The 14,958-nt window shown below is 62.3% G+C and carries 15 protein-coding genes; 4 read left to right on the top strand and 11 right to left on the bottom strand.

What is annotated here, in order from left to right:
- Positions 1-58: 58 nt before the first annotated feature.
- From ttrB to ENTCL_RS10705, 4 genes are all read left to right on the top strand, one after another.
- The gene (gene ttrB, locus ENTCL_RS10720) at positions 59-808 is read left to right on the top strand and encodes a tetrathionate reductase subunit TtrB (protein WP_013366138.1); all 750 of its coding nucleotides are present in this window, start codon (positions 59-61) and stop codon (positions 806-808) included.
- The gene (gene ttrC / locus ENTCL_RS10715; protein WP_013366137.1) at positions 796-1,818 is read left to right on the top strand and encodes a tetrathionate reductase subunit TtrC; all 1,023 of its coding nucleotides are present in this window, start codon (positions 796-798) and stop codon (positions 1,816-1,818) included. The genes ttrB and ttrC overlap by 13 nt, the downstream gene beginning before the upstream one ends.
- Positions 1,811-4,885, top strand: a complete 3,075-nt coding sequence (ttrA, locus tag ENTCL_RS10710) for a tetrathionate reductase subunit TtrA (RefSeq protein WP_013366136.1) — start codon at positions 1,811-1,813, stop codon at positions 4,883-4,885. The genes ttrC and ttrA overlap by 8 nt, the downstream gene beginning before the upstream one ends.
- A 241-nt stretch (positions 4,886-5,126) precedes the next feature.
- Positions 5,127-5,366 carry a hypothetical protein gene (locus ENTCL_RS10705; protein ID WP_013366135.1) on the top strand — a complete coding sequence of 80 codons (240 nt, stop codon included), beginning with the start codon at positions 5,127-5,129 and terminating at the stop codon, positions 5,364-5,366.
- 60 nt (positions 5,367-5,426) lie between these two features.
- On the opposite strand, the gene ENTCL_RS10700 is transcribed toward ENTCL_RS10705, so the two are convergent.
- The 11 genes from ENTCL_RS10700 to ENTCL_RS10650 form a co-directional block, all read right to left on the bottom strand.
- Positions 5,427-6,029: a helix-turn-helix transcriptional regulator gene (locus ENTCL_RS10700; RefSeq protein WP_013366134.1), complete on the bottom strand. Its 603-nt coding sequence runs from the start codon at positions 6,027-6,029 to the stop codon at positions 5,427-5,429.
- Between the two features lie 7 nt (positions 6,030-6,036).
- Complete coding sequence (locus ENTCL_RS10695) at positions 6,037-6,645, bottom strand: helix-turn-helix domain-containing protein (RefSeq protein WP_013366133.1); 609 nt, start codon at positions 6,643-6,645, stop codon at positions 6,037-6,039.
- 131 nt (positions 6,646-6,776) lie between these two features.
- Positions 6,777-7,511, bottom strand: a complete 735-nt coding sequence (locus tag ENTCL_RS10690; protein WP_013366132.1) for a purine nucleoside phosphorylase YfiH/LACC1 family protein — start codon at positions 7,509-7,511, stop codon at positions 6,777-6,779.
- 90 nt (positions 7,512-7,601) lie between these two features.
- A complete protein-coding gene (locus ENTCL_RS10685) occupies positions 7,602-8,324 on the bottom strand; it encodes an amino acid ABC transporter ATP-binding protein (RefSeq protein WP_013366131.1) in 723 nt (240 codons plus the stop codon).
- Positions 8,317-9,075, bottom strand: a complete 759-nt coding sequence (locus tag ENTCL_RS10680; RefSeq protein WP_013366130.1) for an amino acid ABC transporter permease — start codon at positions 9,073-9,075, stop codon at positions 8,317-8,319. The genes ENTCL_RS10685 and ENTCL_RS10680 overlap by 8 nt, the downstream gene beginning before the upstream one ends.
- A gap of 66 nt (positions 9,076-9,141) precedes the next feature.
- Positions 9,142-9,909, bottom strand: a complete 768-nt coding sequence (locus ENTCL_RS10675; RefSeq protein WP_013366129.1) for a basic amino acid ABC transporter substrate-binding protein — start codon at positions 9,907-9,909, stop codon at positions 9,142-9,144.
- A 79-nt stretch (positions 9,910-9,988) separates the two neighbouring features.
- Positions 9,989-10,873, bottom strand: a complete 885-nt coding sequence (locus tag ENTCL_RS10670; RefSeq protein WP_013366128.1) for a MurR/RpiR family transcriptional regulator — start codon at positions 10,871-10,873, stop codon at positions 9,989-9,991.
- The gene (locus ENTCL_RS10665) at positions 10,870-11,817 is read right to left on the bottom strand and encodes an ABC transporter substrate-binding protein (protein ID WP_013366127.1); all 948 of its coding nucleotides are present in this window, start codon (positions 11,815-11,817) and stop codon (positions 10,870-10,872) included. The genes ENTCL_RS10670 and ENTCL_RS10665 overlap by 4 nt, the downstream gene beginning before the upstream one ends.
- A gap of 12 nt (positions 11,818-11,829) precedes the next feature.
- Positions 11,830-12,882 carry a FecCD family ABC transporter permease gene (locus ENTCL_RS10660; protein WP_013366126.1) on the bottom strand — a complete coding sequence of 351 codons (1,053 nt, stop codon included), beginning with the start codon at positions 12,880-12,882 and terminating at the stop codon, positions 11,830-11,832.
- Entirely contained in the window at positions 12,879-13,889 is a 1,011-nt protein-coding gene (locus ENTCL_RS10655) for a FecCD family ABC transporter permease (RefSeq protein ID WP_013366125.1), read from the bottom strand. The genes ENTCL_RS10660 and ENTCL_RS10655 overlap by 4 nt, the downstream gene beginning before the upstream one ends.
- Positions 13,880-14,707: an ABC transporter ATP-binding protein gene (locus tag ENTCL_RS10650; protein ID WP_044612110.1), complete on the bottom strand. Its 828-nt coding sequence runs from the start codon at positions 14,705-14,707 to the stop codon at positions 13,880-13,882. Before ENTCL_RS10650 ends, ENTCL_RS10655 begins: the two co-directional genes overlap by 10 nt.
- Positions 14,708-14,958: the final 251 nt, after the last annotated feature.

The raw sequence follows: 14,958 nt of genomic DNA, 5'->3' as shown, positions 1-14,958 counted from the left end.
TTGATTATGCGTTGCCGAGCTTCACCTTTCTCTTAACCGCGAACGCAGCGGAGGTGCCATGGACATCAGTAAACGACAATTTTTACAACAGCTGGGCGTAATTACCGCCGGCGCATCGCTGGTCCCCCTCGCGCAGGCGTCGATTGCCCTGCGGCCCGAACGTCGGGAAGGATCGGAGCAGCATCGCTATGCGATGCTCATCGACCTGCGCCGCTGCATCGGCTGCCAGTCCTGCACCGTCAGCTGCGCCATCGAAAACCAGACGCCGCAGGGCGCGTTTCGCACCACCGTCAACCAGTATCAGGTCAGGCTGGCCGGGCGCGACGAGGTGACGAACGTGCTGCTGCCCCGGCTGTGCAACCACTGCGATTCTCCGCCGTGCGTGCCGGTGTGTCCGGTGCAGGCCACCTTTCAGCGCAAAGACGGGATTGTGGTTATCGACAACACCCGCTGCGTCGGCTGCGCCTACTGCGTACAGGCGTGCCCGTACGATGCGCGCTTTATCAACCACGACACCCAGACCGCGGACAAATGCACCTTTTGCGCGCACCGGCTGGAGGTGGGGCTGCTGCCCGCCTGCGTGGAGTCCTGCGTAGGCGGCGCAAGGATTATCGGCGACCTCAAAGACCCGGACAGCGCCATCAGCAGGCTGCTGGCCCAGCACCACGCGGAGGTAAAGGTGCTCAAGCCGGAGAATAACACGCGGCCGCAGGTGTTTTATCTGGGACTGGACGATGCCTTTGTCACCCCGCTTCAGGGGCATGCCCAGCCGTCGCTCTGGCAGGAGGTGGAACTATGTCACGGATAATGATCGACGAAGTGCTGGCGCAGCCCCAGGCCATTACCTGGCTGCCCTGGGCGGTGCAGTACTTTTTCTTTATCGGTATCGCCGCCTGCGCCGCTCTGCTGGCGGCAGGCGCCCGCTGGATAGCGCGCGACCACAGCCCGCAGCTGCAGCGCCTGTGCCTGTTTATCGCCCTGACCTGCGCCATTACCGCCCCGCTGGCCCTGACGGCGGACCTGCACCAGACCGCCCGCTTCTGGCACTTCTACGCCTGGCCGACGCCGTGGTCATGGATGCCGTGGGGGGCGCTGTTTTTACCCTTGTTTACCCTGCTGCTGGGGATAGAGTTCGTCGGCTTCCACCTCAACGCCCTGACCGGACGGCGCCTGCCGCTGAGCGGCGCCGTCGCGGCAGGCGCGTCGCTCACCGCTATTGGTCTGCTGCTGTATACCGGCCGGGAAGTCTCCGTGGTACTGGCGCGGCCGCTGTGGTTTAGCTACGGGTTCCCGCTCGCCATGTTCGTGAGCGCCCTGCAGGCGCTGCTGGCGATCCTCGCCGCGCTGCTGCGCCAGCATACCGCCCTCGCCAGAACGCTGGCGCGAAGCCACCTTTTCACTCTGGCGCTGCTGGCAGCCGTGATGACGGCATGGATGGCGGGCGACACGCTCTCCGGGCAGAGCCTGCGTCAGTGGTGGCAGCTGAGCGGCGAAGCGCGCACCTACATGACGACGACCGTCGCGCTGTGGCTGCTGGCGACCGGCGGCGCGCTGTATGCAAGTTTCCGCCCCATCGGCGGCGCGACCGCCCTGCTTCTGGCGCTCAGCGCCATGGGGCTGTGCTGGCTGCTGCGCTGGGCTTTTCTTATCGGCGGCCAAACTATCCCCAAATACAGCGCGCTGGCAAACCCGTACCACCTGCCGCCCGGCACAGATGGCCTGCTGGCCATCGTCGGCACCTTCGGTCTGTGGATAGCATTGATGATTACCGTTCACGAGGGCCTGAGCTGGCTCTCAGGGAGACGACAACATGGCTAAATTATCACGTCGGCAGTGGCTGAAAATCGGTCTGGCCGCAGGCGGCTTTGCGGCTTTCGGGCTGAGCTACCGCGATATCGCGAAACGCGCGGTCGAGGGGCTGGTGAACGGCACCTCGGGGAAAATCACCCGCGACCGTATTTTCGGCAACGCGCTGGCGCCTGAGGCGACCGCCCTCGGCCCGTGGCGCGCCAGTCCCGATCAGAGCCTGTCGATGACCCAGTGCTTCGGCTGCTGGACCCAGTGCGGTCTGCGGGTGCGGGTGGACCGTAAAACCAATACCGTGCTGCGCATCGCCGGAAACCCGTGGCACCCGCTCTCCCAGGAGCATCCGTTCGACGCCGCCCTGCCGTTTGCGCAGGCCATGGCGAAACTCGCCGGAGAAAGCGGCCTGGAATCCCGTTCGACGGCCTGCGCCCGCGGCGCGACGCTGCTGGAAAGCCTCTACAGCCCGCACCGCATCCTGACGCCGATGAAGCGGGCGGGAAAACGCGGCGAAGGCAAATGGCGGAGCATCAGCTTTGAGCAGCTGATCGACGAGGTGACGGAAGGCGGTAATCTGTTTGGCGAGGGGCATGTGGACGGTCTGCGCGCTATTCGCGACCTGCAAACGCCGATCGACCCGGCGCACCCGGCGTTTGGTCCGAAGGCCAACCAGCTGCTGGTGACCAACACCAGCGACGAGGGACGCGACGGCTTTCTGCGACGCTTTGCGATCAACAGCTTCGGGTCGAAAAACTTCGGCGCCCACGGCGCGTACTGCGGCCTGTCGTGGCGTGCCGGCTCCGGCGCCACGCTTGGCGATCTGGACAAAAACCCGCACGTTAAGCCCGACTGGGAGCACGTCGAGTTTGCGCTGTTCATCGGCACGTCGCCCGCCCAGTCCGGCAACCCCTTCAAACGTCAGGCGCGACAGCTCGCCAGCGCCAGGCTGCGGGAAAGCTTCAACTACGTGGTGGTCGCCCCGGCGCTTCCGCTGACCACCGTACTGGCGGACGATCGCGGCCACTGGCTGCCGGTGAAGCCCGGCACCGATTCGGCGCTGACGATGGCGATGATCCGCTGGATTATCGAAAACCGCCGCTATCAGGAAAGCTATCTGCGGATACCGCACCCGCAGGCGATGCAGCGCCGCGGCGAGAAGAGCTGGACCAACGCCAGCTGGCTGGTTATCACCGACGACCACCACCCGCTGGCGGGGCAGCACCTCAGGGCCGCGCATCTCGCAGAGATGGACGCCGATGCCGACGACGCGCTGGTGGTTGATATGGACGGCAACCTCGTTCCGGCCAGCCGCTGCGAGCAGGCCATGCTGGAGGTTAATCGCCCGCTGACGCTGAAAGACGGTTCGTCGGTGACGGTAAAAAGCAGCTTTCAGTGCCTGAAGGAGGCGGCGGAAACCTTAACCTACGCCCAGTACAGCGCCCATTGCGGCATCGCGCAGACGCAGATCGTCGCGCTGGCGCAGGCGTTCACCGCCCACGGGCGCAAGGCTGCGGCCATCGCCCACGGCGGAATGATGTCCGGTAACGGCTTCTATAACGCCTGGTCGGTGATGATGCTCAACGTGCTGCTGGGCAATCTGAGCCTGGAAGGCGGCGTTTTTGTCGGCGGCGGGAAGTTCAACGGCCTGACCGACGGTCCCTGCTATAACATGACGCAGTTTCCCGGCAAGGTCGCCCCCAAGGGTCTGAGCATCGCCCGCAGCAAAACCGCCTATGAAACCTCAGAGGAGTTTCGCGAGAAGCAGGCCAGCGGCCGCTCTCCGTGGCCGGCAAAAGCGCCCTGGTACCCGTTCGTCGCCGGGCAGCTCACGGAGCTGCTGCCCTCGGCGCTGGACGGGTATCCCTATCCGCTGAAGGCGTGGATTTCGAACATGACGAACCCGCTGTACGGCGTCCCCGGCCTGAGCCAGACCATCGGCGAGCGGCTGAAAGACCCGCAGCGTCTGCCGCTGTTTATCGCGATCGACGCGTTTATGAACGAAACCACCGCCCTTGCGGACTATCTGATCCCCGATACCCACAACTTTGAGAGCTGGGGGTTTACCGCCCCGTGGGCGGGCGTCGCCAGCAAAACCACCACCGCCCGCTGGCCGATTGTCGCGCCAGCGACGTCCAGGACGGCCAGCGGCGAAGCGGTCTCGATGGAGGCATTCTGCATTGCGGTGGCAAAACGCCTGCAGCTGCCGGGCTTCGGCGATCGGGGGCTGAGCGACAGCCAGGGCAATCCGCAGCCGCTAAACCGGGCGGAGGACTACTATCTGCGGATGGCGGCAAACATCGCGTTCGCCGGGCAAAAACCGCTGCCTGAGGCCAGCCCGCAGGATATCGCGTTCTCCGGCGTCGACCACATCTGGCCGGAGATCGCCCGTACGCTCAAGCGTGAAGAGGCCCTGCGGGTGGCGTTCCTCTACAGCCGCGGCGGACGGTTCGCGCCGGAGGCCGCCGGGCGCCAGGACGGAACGGTGGGCGCGCCCTGGGCGGCGCCGCTGCAAATCTGGAACAGCGAGGTCGCCGTACATCGCTATGCCATGACCGGTGAACGCTACAGCGGCTGTCCGAAATGGTATCCGCCGCGGCTATCCGACGGGCGCGCGCTGGACGAGGTGTACCCGCCCTCTGACTGGCCGATGCAGCTGATGTCGTTTAAATCAAACCTGATGAGCAGCTCAACCACCATGATTGCGCGGCTGCACCACGTTAAACCGTCGAACCTGGTCGCCATCAATCCGGCCGACGGCGCGCGTTTACACCTCCGCCACGGCGATAAGGTGAAGATAACCACGCCCGGCGGCAGCGTCGAGGCGCAGGTAAGCCTGCTGATGGGCGTGATGCCCGGCGTTATCGCCGTTGAACACGGGTACGGACATAAAGAGATGGGCGCGCGCCAGCACTGGCTGGACGGCGAACCGCTGCCCCATCAGCCGCAGATTGCCTCAGGAATCAATATTAACGATCTCGGCTTCCAGGACCCGACCCGGACGGTCGCCGGTACCTGGCTTGACTGGGTCACCGGCGCCTCCGTGCGTCAGGGACTGCCGGCAAAAATAAGCAAATCAGGCTGACCTGCCACGCGCAAATGCGTACCTTTATTTGCCAAAGGTACGCATTATACGTAACGTATTGCGGGTTGCGCCGGGCAAATAAACTTACATTCATCAATGAATAAATAATTATCCGCAGCCATTTACGCCTGCTTAATCATTTACCCGCGACTTCCCTGCTGTAATTCATTACTCTTCTCGCACAGGTTTATTTTCCCTGTTAATGCTTACTTGGTAAAAAAACAATCATCGGGATAGTGAAATGAAAAAGGTCACACTGTTAATTGCTGCATGCACATTTATGGTTTGCGGTATGGCGAACGCGGCGAATGGCCAGGCCGTCGCAAATGCAAAAGCCGCATGCCAGAGCAACCCAACGCAGTGCGCAAACGCAAAATCGCAGGCGAAAAAAGAAGCGCAGGCGGCAAAAGAGGCCTGTTCTAAAAACCAGACCGCCTGTAACAACGCGAAGTCCAAAGCGAAAAAAGCCGTGAGCCAGTAAATAATAAAGGCAGCAGAGCCCCCCTCTACTGCCTTTATTAATAGCCTATCAGGCCGCCAGCTATAGGGTTATTTCCTGCACCTGCAGCTTTCGTTTCAGCGCCAGGTCGTCGGTCACGCCAAATTTGCGCATAATATTACGCTTATGCGAGCTGATCGTTTTTTGGCTGCGAAACAGCGAGCGCGATATTTCCACTCCGCTTTTCCCGTCGCGAAGAAATGCCAGAATTTTTGATTCGGTTTCCGTTAGCGAAACGGGTGCCGGGTCCGGCGTCTGCCCGTCCTTTATCCCCCGCACGAAGGCGCTTAAAAAACGCCTGTGGCGGTGGCTGCATTCAACGATTTCACTCATCGCCAGCTGATGCTCATCGACGCACAGCAGCGAACAGCGGCTTTGCCTCAGCAGATCGGCTATCAGGCGCTTTTGCGTCGCGCGCACCAGCGCCAGCAGCGGGCCCTGAGCGGCGGCCAGCGCGACGATATCAGCGTCCTGCCCGCCGGTCAAATCGATAACCGACAGGTTCGGCGCCGCGTTTTCGTCGTCGGACGACAGCGCTGACCAGCACCATTCCGGGTTAACAGACGCCAGATGACTGAACCCCTGGCTTAACGCGTCGGACCAGACGTTCCGCGGCGATAAATAGCGAACATAGTAGTAATGCATAGGACGATCACCGTTGTTGATAGAGCGTTGAGATCTGGGCTATTTCCGCCAATACCGTTAACCACTGATCCGGCGTTTTAATATCCAGCGACATGCAAATATTGTGTTTCCAGGAGAATACGGTTTTATAACAGCATCCCCGGTGCACAGAGATATCTTTTGCCGATAGCCCCGCAGAGAACAGCAATAAAATATCCAGTTCAGTTTGTGATATATCCGGCACCCGGCGTCGTTTAATTGCCGCATCCCATGGCGCGGCCATTTTTTGTAATGTCGCCGTAAGCTCATTGGTTAAGTTCTCTTCGGTTAAAACCTCATTAACACCTACCGCACGCAGTAATTTTGTCAAATAGAGATAGTCCGCAGGCACCCACGCAACCGTTTTTACCTTCATCATTTTCAAATGCCGAAATAGCCGAAGAAGTTCGGCAAAATTTTGCCCAACCCCGCCAACGCCTACGAGCACGCACATACTTTTATTTGCTGAACTGCGGATATCCGTAATATATGAAGTCGATATCTGATGTGGCCAGAGCGGCCGCGATTTACCATCAATGAGATGCTGAACCAAAGAGCGAAGAAGTACTCTTGGCTCATACAGCAATATTTGCGACACAGACCGATGCCTCTGAATTTACATTTTCAATGCTGCGACCGATCGGTAGAATAAATTAAAAGAGACCAAATACAACCCTTGAGTACGTCCAATCCTGGACCTTACTACCCGGCGGTCGCTCAGCTACGTTTTCAGCAAAATACCTCATCGCGGGAAATCCATGATATCTGCTGCGTTTTTACCGCCGGATAATGCGTACGACGGCGATAAGACCCCAGCGTCTGCGGGCTGCAATAGGTACAGCTCTCCAGCCAGTCGATATGCCCGGCCCGTATTCCCGCCGCCAGCAGGTGCAGTTCGCAAAAGTGCGGCAAATCGAACCACAGGCCGTTGGGCTCCCGGGGAGCCGCGCTGTGCGGGTTGGGACGCTGCGGAGCGTTAAAGAAGAGGCTGTCGCGGTGCGCCTGCGCCAGCGCGCCGCCGGGGGTGGTCAGCAGCAGCGGGAAAAAGCCTGCGGAAACCTCGTAGCAGCAGGCGCGGATATGCGGGCCAACGGCCACAACCACATCGGCGGGCGCGATGCCGTGGCGTATAAACTGCCGGACGCTGTTCTCGACGATCCCCTGGGCAATGCCTTTCCAGCCCGCATGTACCCCGGCGATAAACCGCCCGTCGCGGGACGCCATCAGCAGCGGCAGGCAGTCCGCCGTCGTGATGGCTATCTTCTCCCCGGTCAGATGCGTAAAAACGCCGTCCACCTGCGGGCGGCCCTGCGGACGGCGGCGGTCAAGCGCGAGCAGCTCAGCGCCGTGAACCTGCTTAATGTCCAGCTCGCCGGCGCGGTCGCGCCCGGCGCTTTCCGCCGCGGTGAGAAAAGCATGGCGGATGCCGGGGACCTCCAGCAGCAGTTGTGAATGCAGGGTCATGTTTGCTCCACCCGTTGTACGTTGTCGCAATAACCCTAAGCCAGCCGCGCCGATCCGGCAAGTACGGAGGACGCGGCTGTTCGTCCGGCGTCAGAGCACCTTGCTGAGAAACGCGGCGGTGCGCGGGTTGGTGGGCGCGCCGAAAATCTGCGCCGGCGTGCCCTGCTCCTGAATCACGCCCTGGTCGATAAAGATAACCCGGTCGGCCACCTCGCGGGCAAATCCCATCTCGTGGGTGACGATGACCATCGTCATCCCTTCCCCCGCCAGCGCTTTCATCACCGCCAGCACATCCCCCACCAGCTCGGGGTCAAGCGCGGAGGTGGGCTCGTCAAACAGCATGATCGAAGGCTGCATCGCCAGCGCCCGGGCGATCGCCACGCGCTGCTGCTGGCCGCCGGAGAGACTTGAGGGCCAGGCGTCGCGTTTATCGCTAAGCCCCACCTTTGCCAGCAGGCTTTCCGCCAGCGTCTGCGCCTCGCTGCGCGTCATTCCGCGCAGCGCCATCGGCGCCATCAGCAGGTTTTCCAGTACCGTCATGTGCGGGAACAGGTTGAAGCGCTGAAACACCATCCCGACGCCTTCGCGCAGCTTATTGAGATCGGTCTTCGTATCGTGCACCGCATAGCCGTTGACGATGACCTCGCCTTCGGTGACCGATTCCAGCGCGTTCATGCAGCGCAGAAAGGTACTTTTCCCGGAGCCGGACGGGCCGATGATGCAGACCACCTCCTGCGGCTGAATATTGCAATCGATACCCCGCAGCACGTGGCTGTCGCCAAAGTGCTTATGCAGATTTCTGATCTTAATCACTTTTGCCAAACCTCTTCTCAAGACGGTTAACCAGCTGCGCCAGCAGGAACGTTATCACCCAATACACCACGGAGATGGTCAGGTAGGGTTCCCAGTAGGTGGCATAAGCGCCGGACACCGTACGGGCGGCATAGGCCAGATCCGCCAGACCGATGGCGGAGGCCAGCGAAGAGTCTTTGACAATCGCTATCGCGTTGTTGCCAAGCGGCGGCAGAATCCGGCGAAACGCCTGCGGCAGGATCACCTTGCGCATCGATTTCCACCACGGCATTCCGAGCGCGCACGACGCCTCCATCTGTCCCTTGTCGATGGACTGGATCCCGGCGCGGAAAATCTCTGAAACATAGGCGCCGGCATTGAGCGTAATGGCGACAATACAGGACAAGAACGCGCCGTAATCCGCGCGCAGGGCGCGGGCGAAATCGCTGCTCATCAGGCCGCCGGTTACCAGCAGGCCGTCACGGGGGTTGATAAACAGCGGGATCAGCGCAAAGTGCACCACCATGATTTGCACAAACAGCGGCGTACCGCGAAAGGCGCTGACGTAGAAGCGCACCGGAAACTGCACCAGATAGCGCAGCACGTACTTCCATGGCCCATGTTCGGCTTTCGCCATCCGCCCGAGGCCCAGCGTCAGCCCCCACAGCGTGCCCAGAATCACGCAGATAATGGTGCATTTAATCGTCATCCAGGCGCCTTCCATAAACAGCGGCAGATACTCCTGGATAATCTCCCAACGGAATCCCGTCATACGTTTTCCCTGAAAAAATGCGGCTGGCGCGAAAGCCGCGACAGCCGCGTTAATCCTGACTGCGTATTACTGTGCCGGCAGCGCAGGCACGTTGTCGTCAAACCAGGTCTTATAGATTTTCGCGTAGGTGCCGTCGGCGACGATTTTCTTCAGGCCGTCGTTGATTTTCGCCAGCAGCGCGTCGTTGCCTTTCGCGACCGCAATCCCGAAATACTGACGCTCAAATTTCGCATCCGACACCAGTTTGAACTGCTTTTCCGGGTGCTGTTTGATGTAGTACTTCACCACGCCGACGTCGCCGACCGCCGCGCTGACGCCGTCTTCAAACAGCTCCTGCAGCATCAGCGGCGTGTTATCGAAGCGCTTAATGGCGGTGCTGTTTTTACCAAGGACGTCAGAAACCACGATGTCGCCGGTGCTGGAGTTCACCACGCCGACTTTTTCATCTTTCAGCGACGCCAGCGAGGCGACTTTGGAGGTTGACGGCACCACGATGGACTGCTCTGCCGGGAAATAAGGCGCGGAGAAATCGACCATCTGCTTACGCTTGTCGGTAATGGTGATCCCCGAAATAATGATGTCGCGATCGCCCGCGTTCAGGGTCGCGAAAATCCCCTCCCACGGCGTATTGACCAGCTTAATGTTGAAGTTTTCCGCTTTAGCGATGGCCTTGATGATGTCGATATCAAAACCTTCCAGCTGCTTCTGGTTGTTTTCAAATTCAAACGGACGGTAGGTACCGCCCGCCCCAACCACGTAGGTTTCCTGCGCCGCCTGCGCGCTGCCCGCCAGCGCCGCCAGTAAACACCCTGCTTTAATCCATTTCGTCCACATACAATCACCTTTTTATGCATTTAATATGCATAAAATTACATAATAAGGCGGTTGAGCGCAATGGATATGTGGTCGGTCCTTATCTGCCGCCGGATTTTCCTATCGCCCGGTGCAGCTCGTTGATGCGTTTCATCGACTTCATGGTCTGCTGCGGCCGGGTTGACGCCACCGACAGCACAATCATCTCGAGGCAGATCAGCACCGTACCGTGCAGCGGTACGCGCCCGTTATCGCCGCCGCGCGGCACCTCGACCACCACCTGCGACAGCTGGCTGAAGCGCGAGTCTGGCGCCTGGGTCAGCAGAATCGTCGGGATCCCCAGCCGTTTAGCCTCTCTCAGGGTGGTAAGCCCTTCGCGGTGCGGCGATTTTTGCCCCATCATCACCAGCACATCGCCGCGCTGCAGGTTGATAAGCTGTTCGGCGAGGCTAAACCCGGTGCGGTTGAGCACACACGACGGCAGGCCAATGCGGCTGAACAGCCGGGCGGTATACTCCGCCAGAATACCGGAAGCGCCGATGCCGAAGATGGCGACCTGGCGGGCGTCCGCCAGCAGCGCCACCGCCTGCGCCACCGCGGCCCGGTTCTGCGGGCGCGCCAGAATATCGCAGGCGCGCTGATGCCCTTCCAGCACGAAATCGATGCTGGAGCTGACGTCGCTCGACAGGGCGCTGACCGTCGACAGCATTTTCTCCGAGGAGGTGACCGTGGGGCCAAACCAGCGCTCCATAGTCTGCTTCAGCTCTCGCAGCCCGGCGAATCCCAGCGCCTGAATCGCCCGCACCACGGTGGCGTCCGAGGTGCCGGTCGCCGCGGCTATCTGCATGGCGGTACGCTCCAGCACCACCTCGCGGTTGTCGTTGATGTAGTTCACCACCGCCTGCAGCCGGGGAGACAGCTGGTGCGCGCGGGCGCGGAAGCGATCGCCGAACAGGTCGACCCGCCCCTTTCCTCTGGCGTTCATTGCGCGATCGCCGGAATCGGGCGCCCCGCGATATGCGACTGCACCTGCGCCACCATCAGGCTCAACGCCGCGTAGGAGTTAGAGATAACCTCCTCGCGCGGCAGCAGCACATAGCGCCCGCTGCGGCAGGCCTGCATAAAATCGCACCAGCCGGGCATCACCGCCTCCATGGCCTTTCGCTCATCGTCCGCCCTGCCGCCGGTGTCCGAACGCCAGGTGGCGAAGACAAAATCGGCGTCCAGCTCCGGGAGCCGCTCGGCGCTGACGTCGATGCGCTGGCCGTCCGGGATCTGCTCGATAAGCGGCGGGAAGCGGAACCCGGCATCGCGCAGCACGCGCCCGAGCGCGTGATAGGCGTGGTGAACGGTAACCTTGCCGCCGTTCGCCTGGATAACCGACACGGTGATGCGCTGCGTATCAACCATCGCCTTCAGCTGCGTAATCTCCTCCTGATAGCGTCGGTCAAGAATGGCCAGCCGCGCGCGGGTATCGGTCAGGTCAGCCAGCTGCTGATAAATACGCGGCGCGCTGCCGAGCAAATGATCGATGCTCACCGTCGGGGCGATTTTTTGCAGCTGCTCCACCGGCACATTGCGGTTAGGTTCCGTGATGATAAGGTCGGGCCTGGCGTCGGCGACCGCTTCGAGATCGATATCGGCGCTGCCGATGAACTGGATGGCGCTGTTATCGAAATCAATGCCCGTCAGCGCCGCGCTGGAACGCAGGTAATGGCTGCCGTCCGGCCGGGTGCGGCCGTGGCTGGCGACCGGCGGCACGCCAAGCTCGATAAGCGGGATCGTAATATCCAGATCGTGCAGCGACACAATGCGCAGCGGGCGTACCGGCACCTGAACGGTACGGCCAAGATCGTCGGTAAATGCCCGCATTGGCGCCGCCTGCGCCGTACAGCCGAGCAGTAAAAGGAAGGAACATATCCAGCGCATAGCAACCCTTATTTACAGCGCGTCGCGACGACGCCATAGCAACATTAAAAAGAACGGTCCGCCCACCAGCGCAATGACGATCCCGGCGGGAATTTGCAGCGGCGCGAACGCCAGGCGTCCCAGCGTATCGGTAAGCAGCACCAGCAGCGCGCCGGTTAACGCGCTACCGCACAGCAGCGCCACCTGGCCGCCGCGCAGCAGAAATCGCGCCATGTGCGGCGCCATCAGCCCGACAAAGCCGAGGCTGCCGACGCAGGAAACGCTGGCGGAGGTGAGCAGCACCGGCGCAAAGAACCGCAGCAGCATCAGCGGCGGCAGCCGGACGCCCAGCCCGGTGGCCGCCGCGTCGCCCAGCATGGCGACATCCGCCGCCCGGGCGCTGAGAAACAGCATCAGCGCGCCGGGAATGGCCCAGGCCAGCGCCACCAGCAGCAGCGGCCAGGACGCGGACTGCAGGCTGCCGGCAAGCCACATCATCGCCGTCTGGACATCGCGCACATCGGCGGTGGTCATGAACATCCCCACCACCGCGGCCAGCCCCCACGACACGCCGATACCGATGAGAATAAAGCGCGGGCGCGACAGATCGCGGGCCATCAGCACGACCGCCAGCGCCACCAGCGTCCCGCCGAGCAGCCCAGCCAGCGGCCGCCAGGCCACGCCAAGCGCCGGGAAAAACAGCACCAGCGCCAGCACCACGATGCTGGCCCCCTCCTTCACGCCGATAAGCCCCGGGTCCGCCAGCCCGTTACGGGTAATGCTCTGCATCGCCGCCCCGGCCATACCGAGCATGGCGCCACACAGTAGCGCCATCAGCAGACGCGGCAGCCGGATATCCTGCACCACCAGCGCCTGCTGGGCGCTGAGCGCGCTGGCGTCAAACAGCGCGCGGGCGATGCGGCCCGCCGGTATCGCCAGCGACCCGCTCGCCAGGCCAACGACCAGCAGCGCCAGTATCAGCACGATCATCGCGGCGGCGACCCGCAGCGCTTTGGGGCGCAGCAGCAGCCGCGCGCCCGGCAGCGTCATCGTACGAAAACCGGCCCGCGTCAGCGCACTTTTCATCGCAAACACCTCGCGGCGATAAGAATGAACACCGGCGCGCCCACCAGCGCCGTCACCACGCCGGTCGCCAGCTCCTGCGGGGCCAGCAGCGTGCGGGCGGCAATATCCGCCGCCAGCAGCAGCAGCGCGCCGACCGGCAGGGAGAGCACGACGGCAACCCGCAAATCGTCAGTAATAAACCGCCGGATAAGGTGCGGCACCACCAGGCCGATAAATCCCAGCGGCCCGGCTACCGCCACCGCCGTGCCGCACAGCAGCGCAGTGGCGACCAGGCCGAGCAGCCGGGTGCGCAGCAGATTGACGCCAAGCCCCCGGGCGACGGTATCGCCCAGCGCGAGCACGTTAAGCCGCGGCGCCAGCGCCAGCGCTATCAACAGCCCGGCCAGCGCCGGCCACAGCGCGTGCTGCAGCGTTTCCCGGCCAATCCCCGACAGATCGCCCGCAAGCCAGGTGCGCAGCGCCAGCAGGGTTTGTTCATCCAGGATCAAAATGGCGGCGGTCAGCGAGGAGGCAAACGCCGACAGCGCCACGCCGCACAACGTCACCTTAAGCGGCGTGGCCCCGCCGCGCCCGGAAGAGGCCAGCAGCATCACCAGGCTGAACCAGAGCGCCGCGCCGGCCGCCGCTACCAGAGGTTGCCCGACGCTGCTGAACCCCAGCGCCGAGCCGCAGACCACCGCCAGCGCCGCCCCGGCGTTAAGACCCAGAATATGCGGCTCTCCCAGCGGGTTGCGGATCAGCGTTTGCAGTAGCAGCCCCGCCGCGCCCAGCGCGCCGCCGACCAGCAGCGCGGCCAGCAGCCGACGCAGCCGCAGCTCGACGACGATGCGCTGCGCAAACTGCGTCGGATCATAGTCCACCAGCGCCTCGAGTACGGTCTGCGCCGGGATATAGCGCGCGCCCAGCCCGAGATGCACCAGCGCGCCGCTGGCCAACAGCAGCAGGAGGGCCAATGCGTAGCCAGGCTTCCGGCCGCGCGCGACGCCGGGTAAGGTCCTCACGCGCATGACGGCGCCCCTTCACTGGCGCGAAACGGCATAAAAAAGGGTTTTCCGGTCAGCGGGTTGAGGGTCATATGCACGTCAACGTCAAACACGGTTTTGATAAGCTCCGGGGTACACAGCGCGCTGTCATGAATGACGCCCTGCAGCGCTCCCTGGCGCAGGAACACCAGCGTATCGGCATAGTTGACGGCGAAATTGAGATCGTGCAGCACCACCACCACGGTACGCCCGTGATCGCGGGTGAGCTGCCGGAGAAGCTCGAGGATCTCCACCTGGTAGCGAAGATCGAGCCAGGTGGTCGGCTCATCCAGCAGTATCGTCGGCGTCTCCTGGGCCAGCGCCATGGCTATCCAGCAGCGCTGCCGCTGGCCGCCGGAGAGGCTGTCGACCGGTAAATGCGCCAGCGCCGAGGTGCCGGTGACCGCCAGCGCCTGTTCCACCGCCCGCTCATCGGCCGCCGACCACTGCCTGAGCAGCCCCTGCCACGGATAGCGCCCGCGGGACACCAGCTCAAAAACGGTCAGCCCTTCGGGCGCCGTGGCGCTCTGCGGCAATATCCCGAGCTGGCGCGAGACCGCTTTCGTCGGCTGCTGATGAATCTGCTTGCCGTCGAGCCAGACGCAGCCGCCCAGCGGCTGCAGCAGCCGCGCCATGGTTGAAAGCAGCGTGGATTTCCCTGAGCCGTTGGCGCCGACCAGCGCGGTCAGCTTTCCCTGGGGAATCGAGAGGCTAATCTCATCGATAATTCGCTGCTGTCCGTAGCCCGCGGACAGCGAATCCAGAACCAGTCCTGAAGACGGTGTATCCAGCCGTGGTGGCATGTTCACTCCTGCGCCGCAACGGCAAGTGAAATAAAAATAAATCTCATTCGCATGATCATGCTGCGTAGCGATGTAGTAGTCAAGCGTCGCTATCTTCTCCATTGCTTCACGAATTCCTGACAAAAAACAGGGTTATACCGCTGCCCGCATGAATTTTAAAACCCCGTTAAATCATGATGATAAAACCACACCCCGACGAAAGGCTGCGATACCGGGCGTAAAAATCCTGCCGCTGAAATTTTTCTGCCGCC

The organism is [Enterobacter] lignolyticus SCF1, from assembly GCF_000164865.1.
Classification (GTDB): domain Bacteria; phylum Pseudomonadota; class Gammaproteobacteria; order Enterobacterales; family Enterobacteriaceae; genus Enterobacter_B; species Enterobacter_B lignolyticus.
The sequence above is the reverse complement of the archived record's forward strand: the minus strand, read 5'-3'. Positions and strand labels throughout refer to the sequence as shown.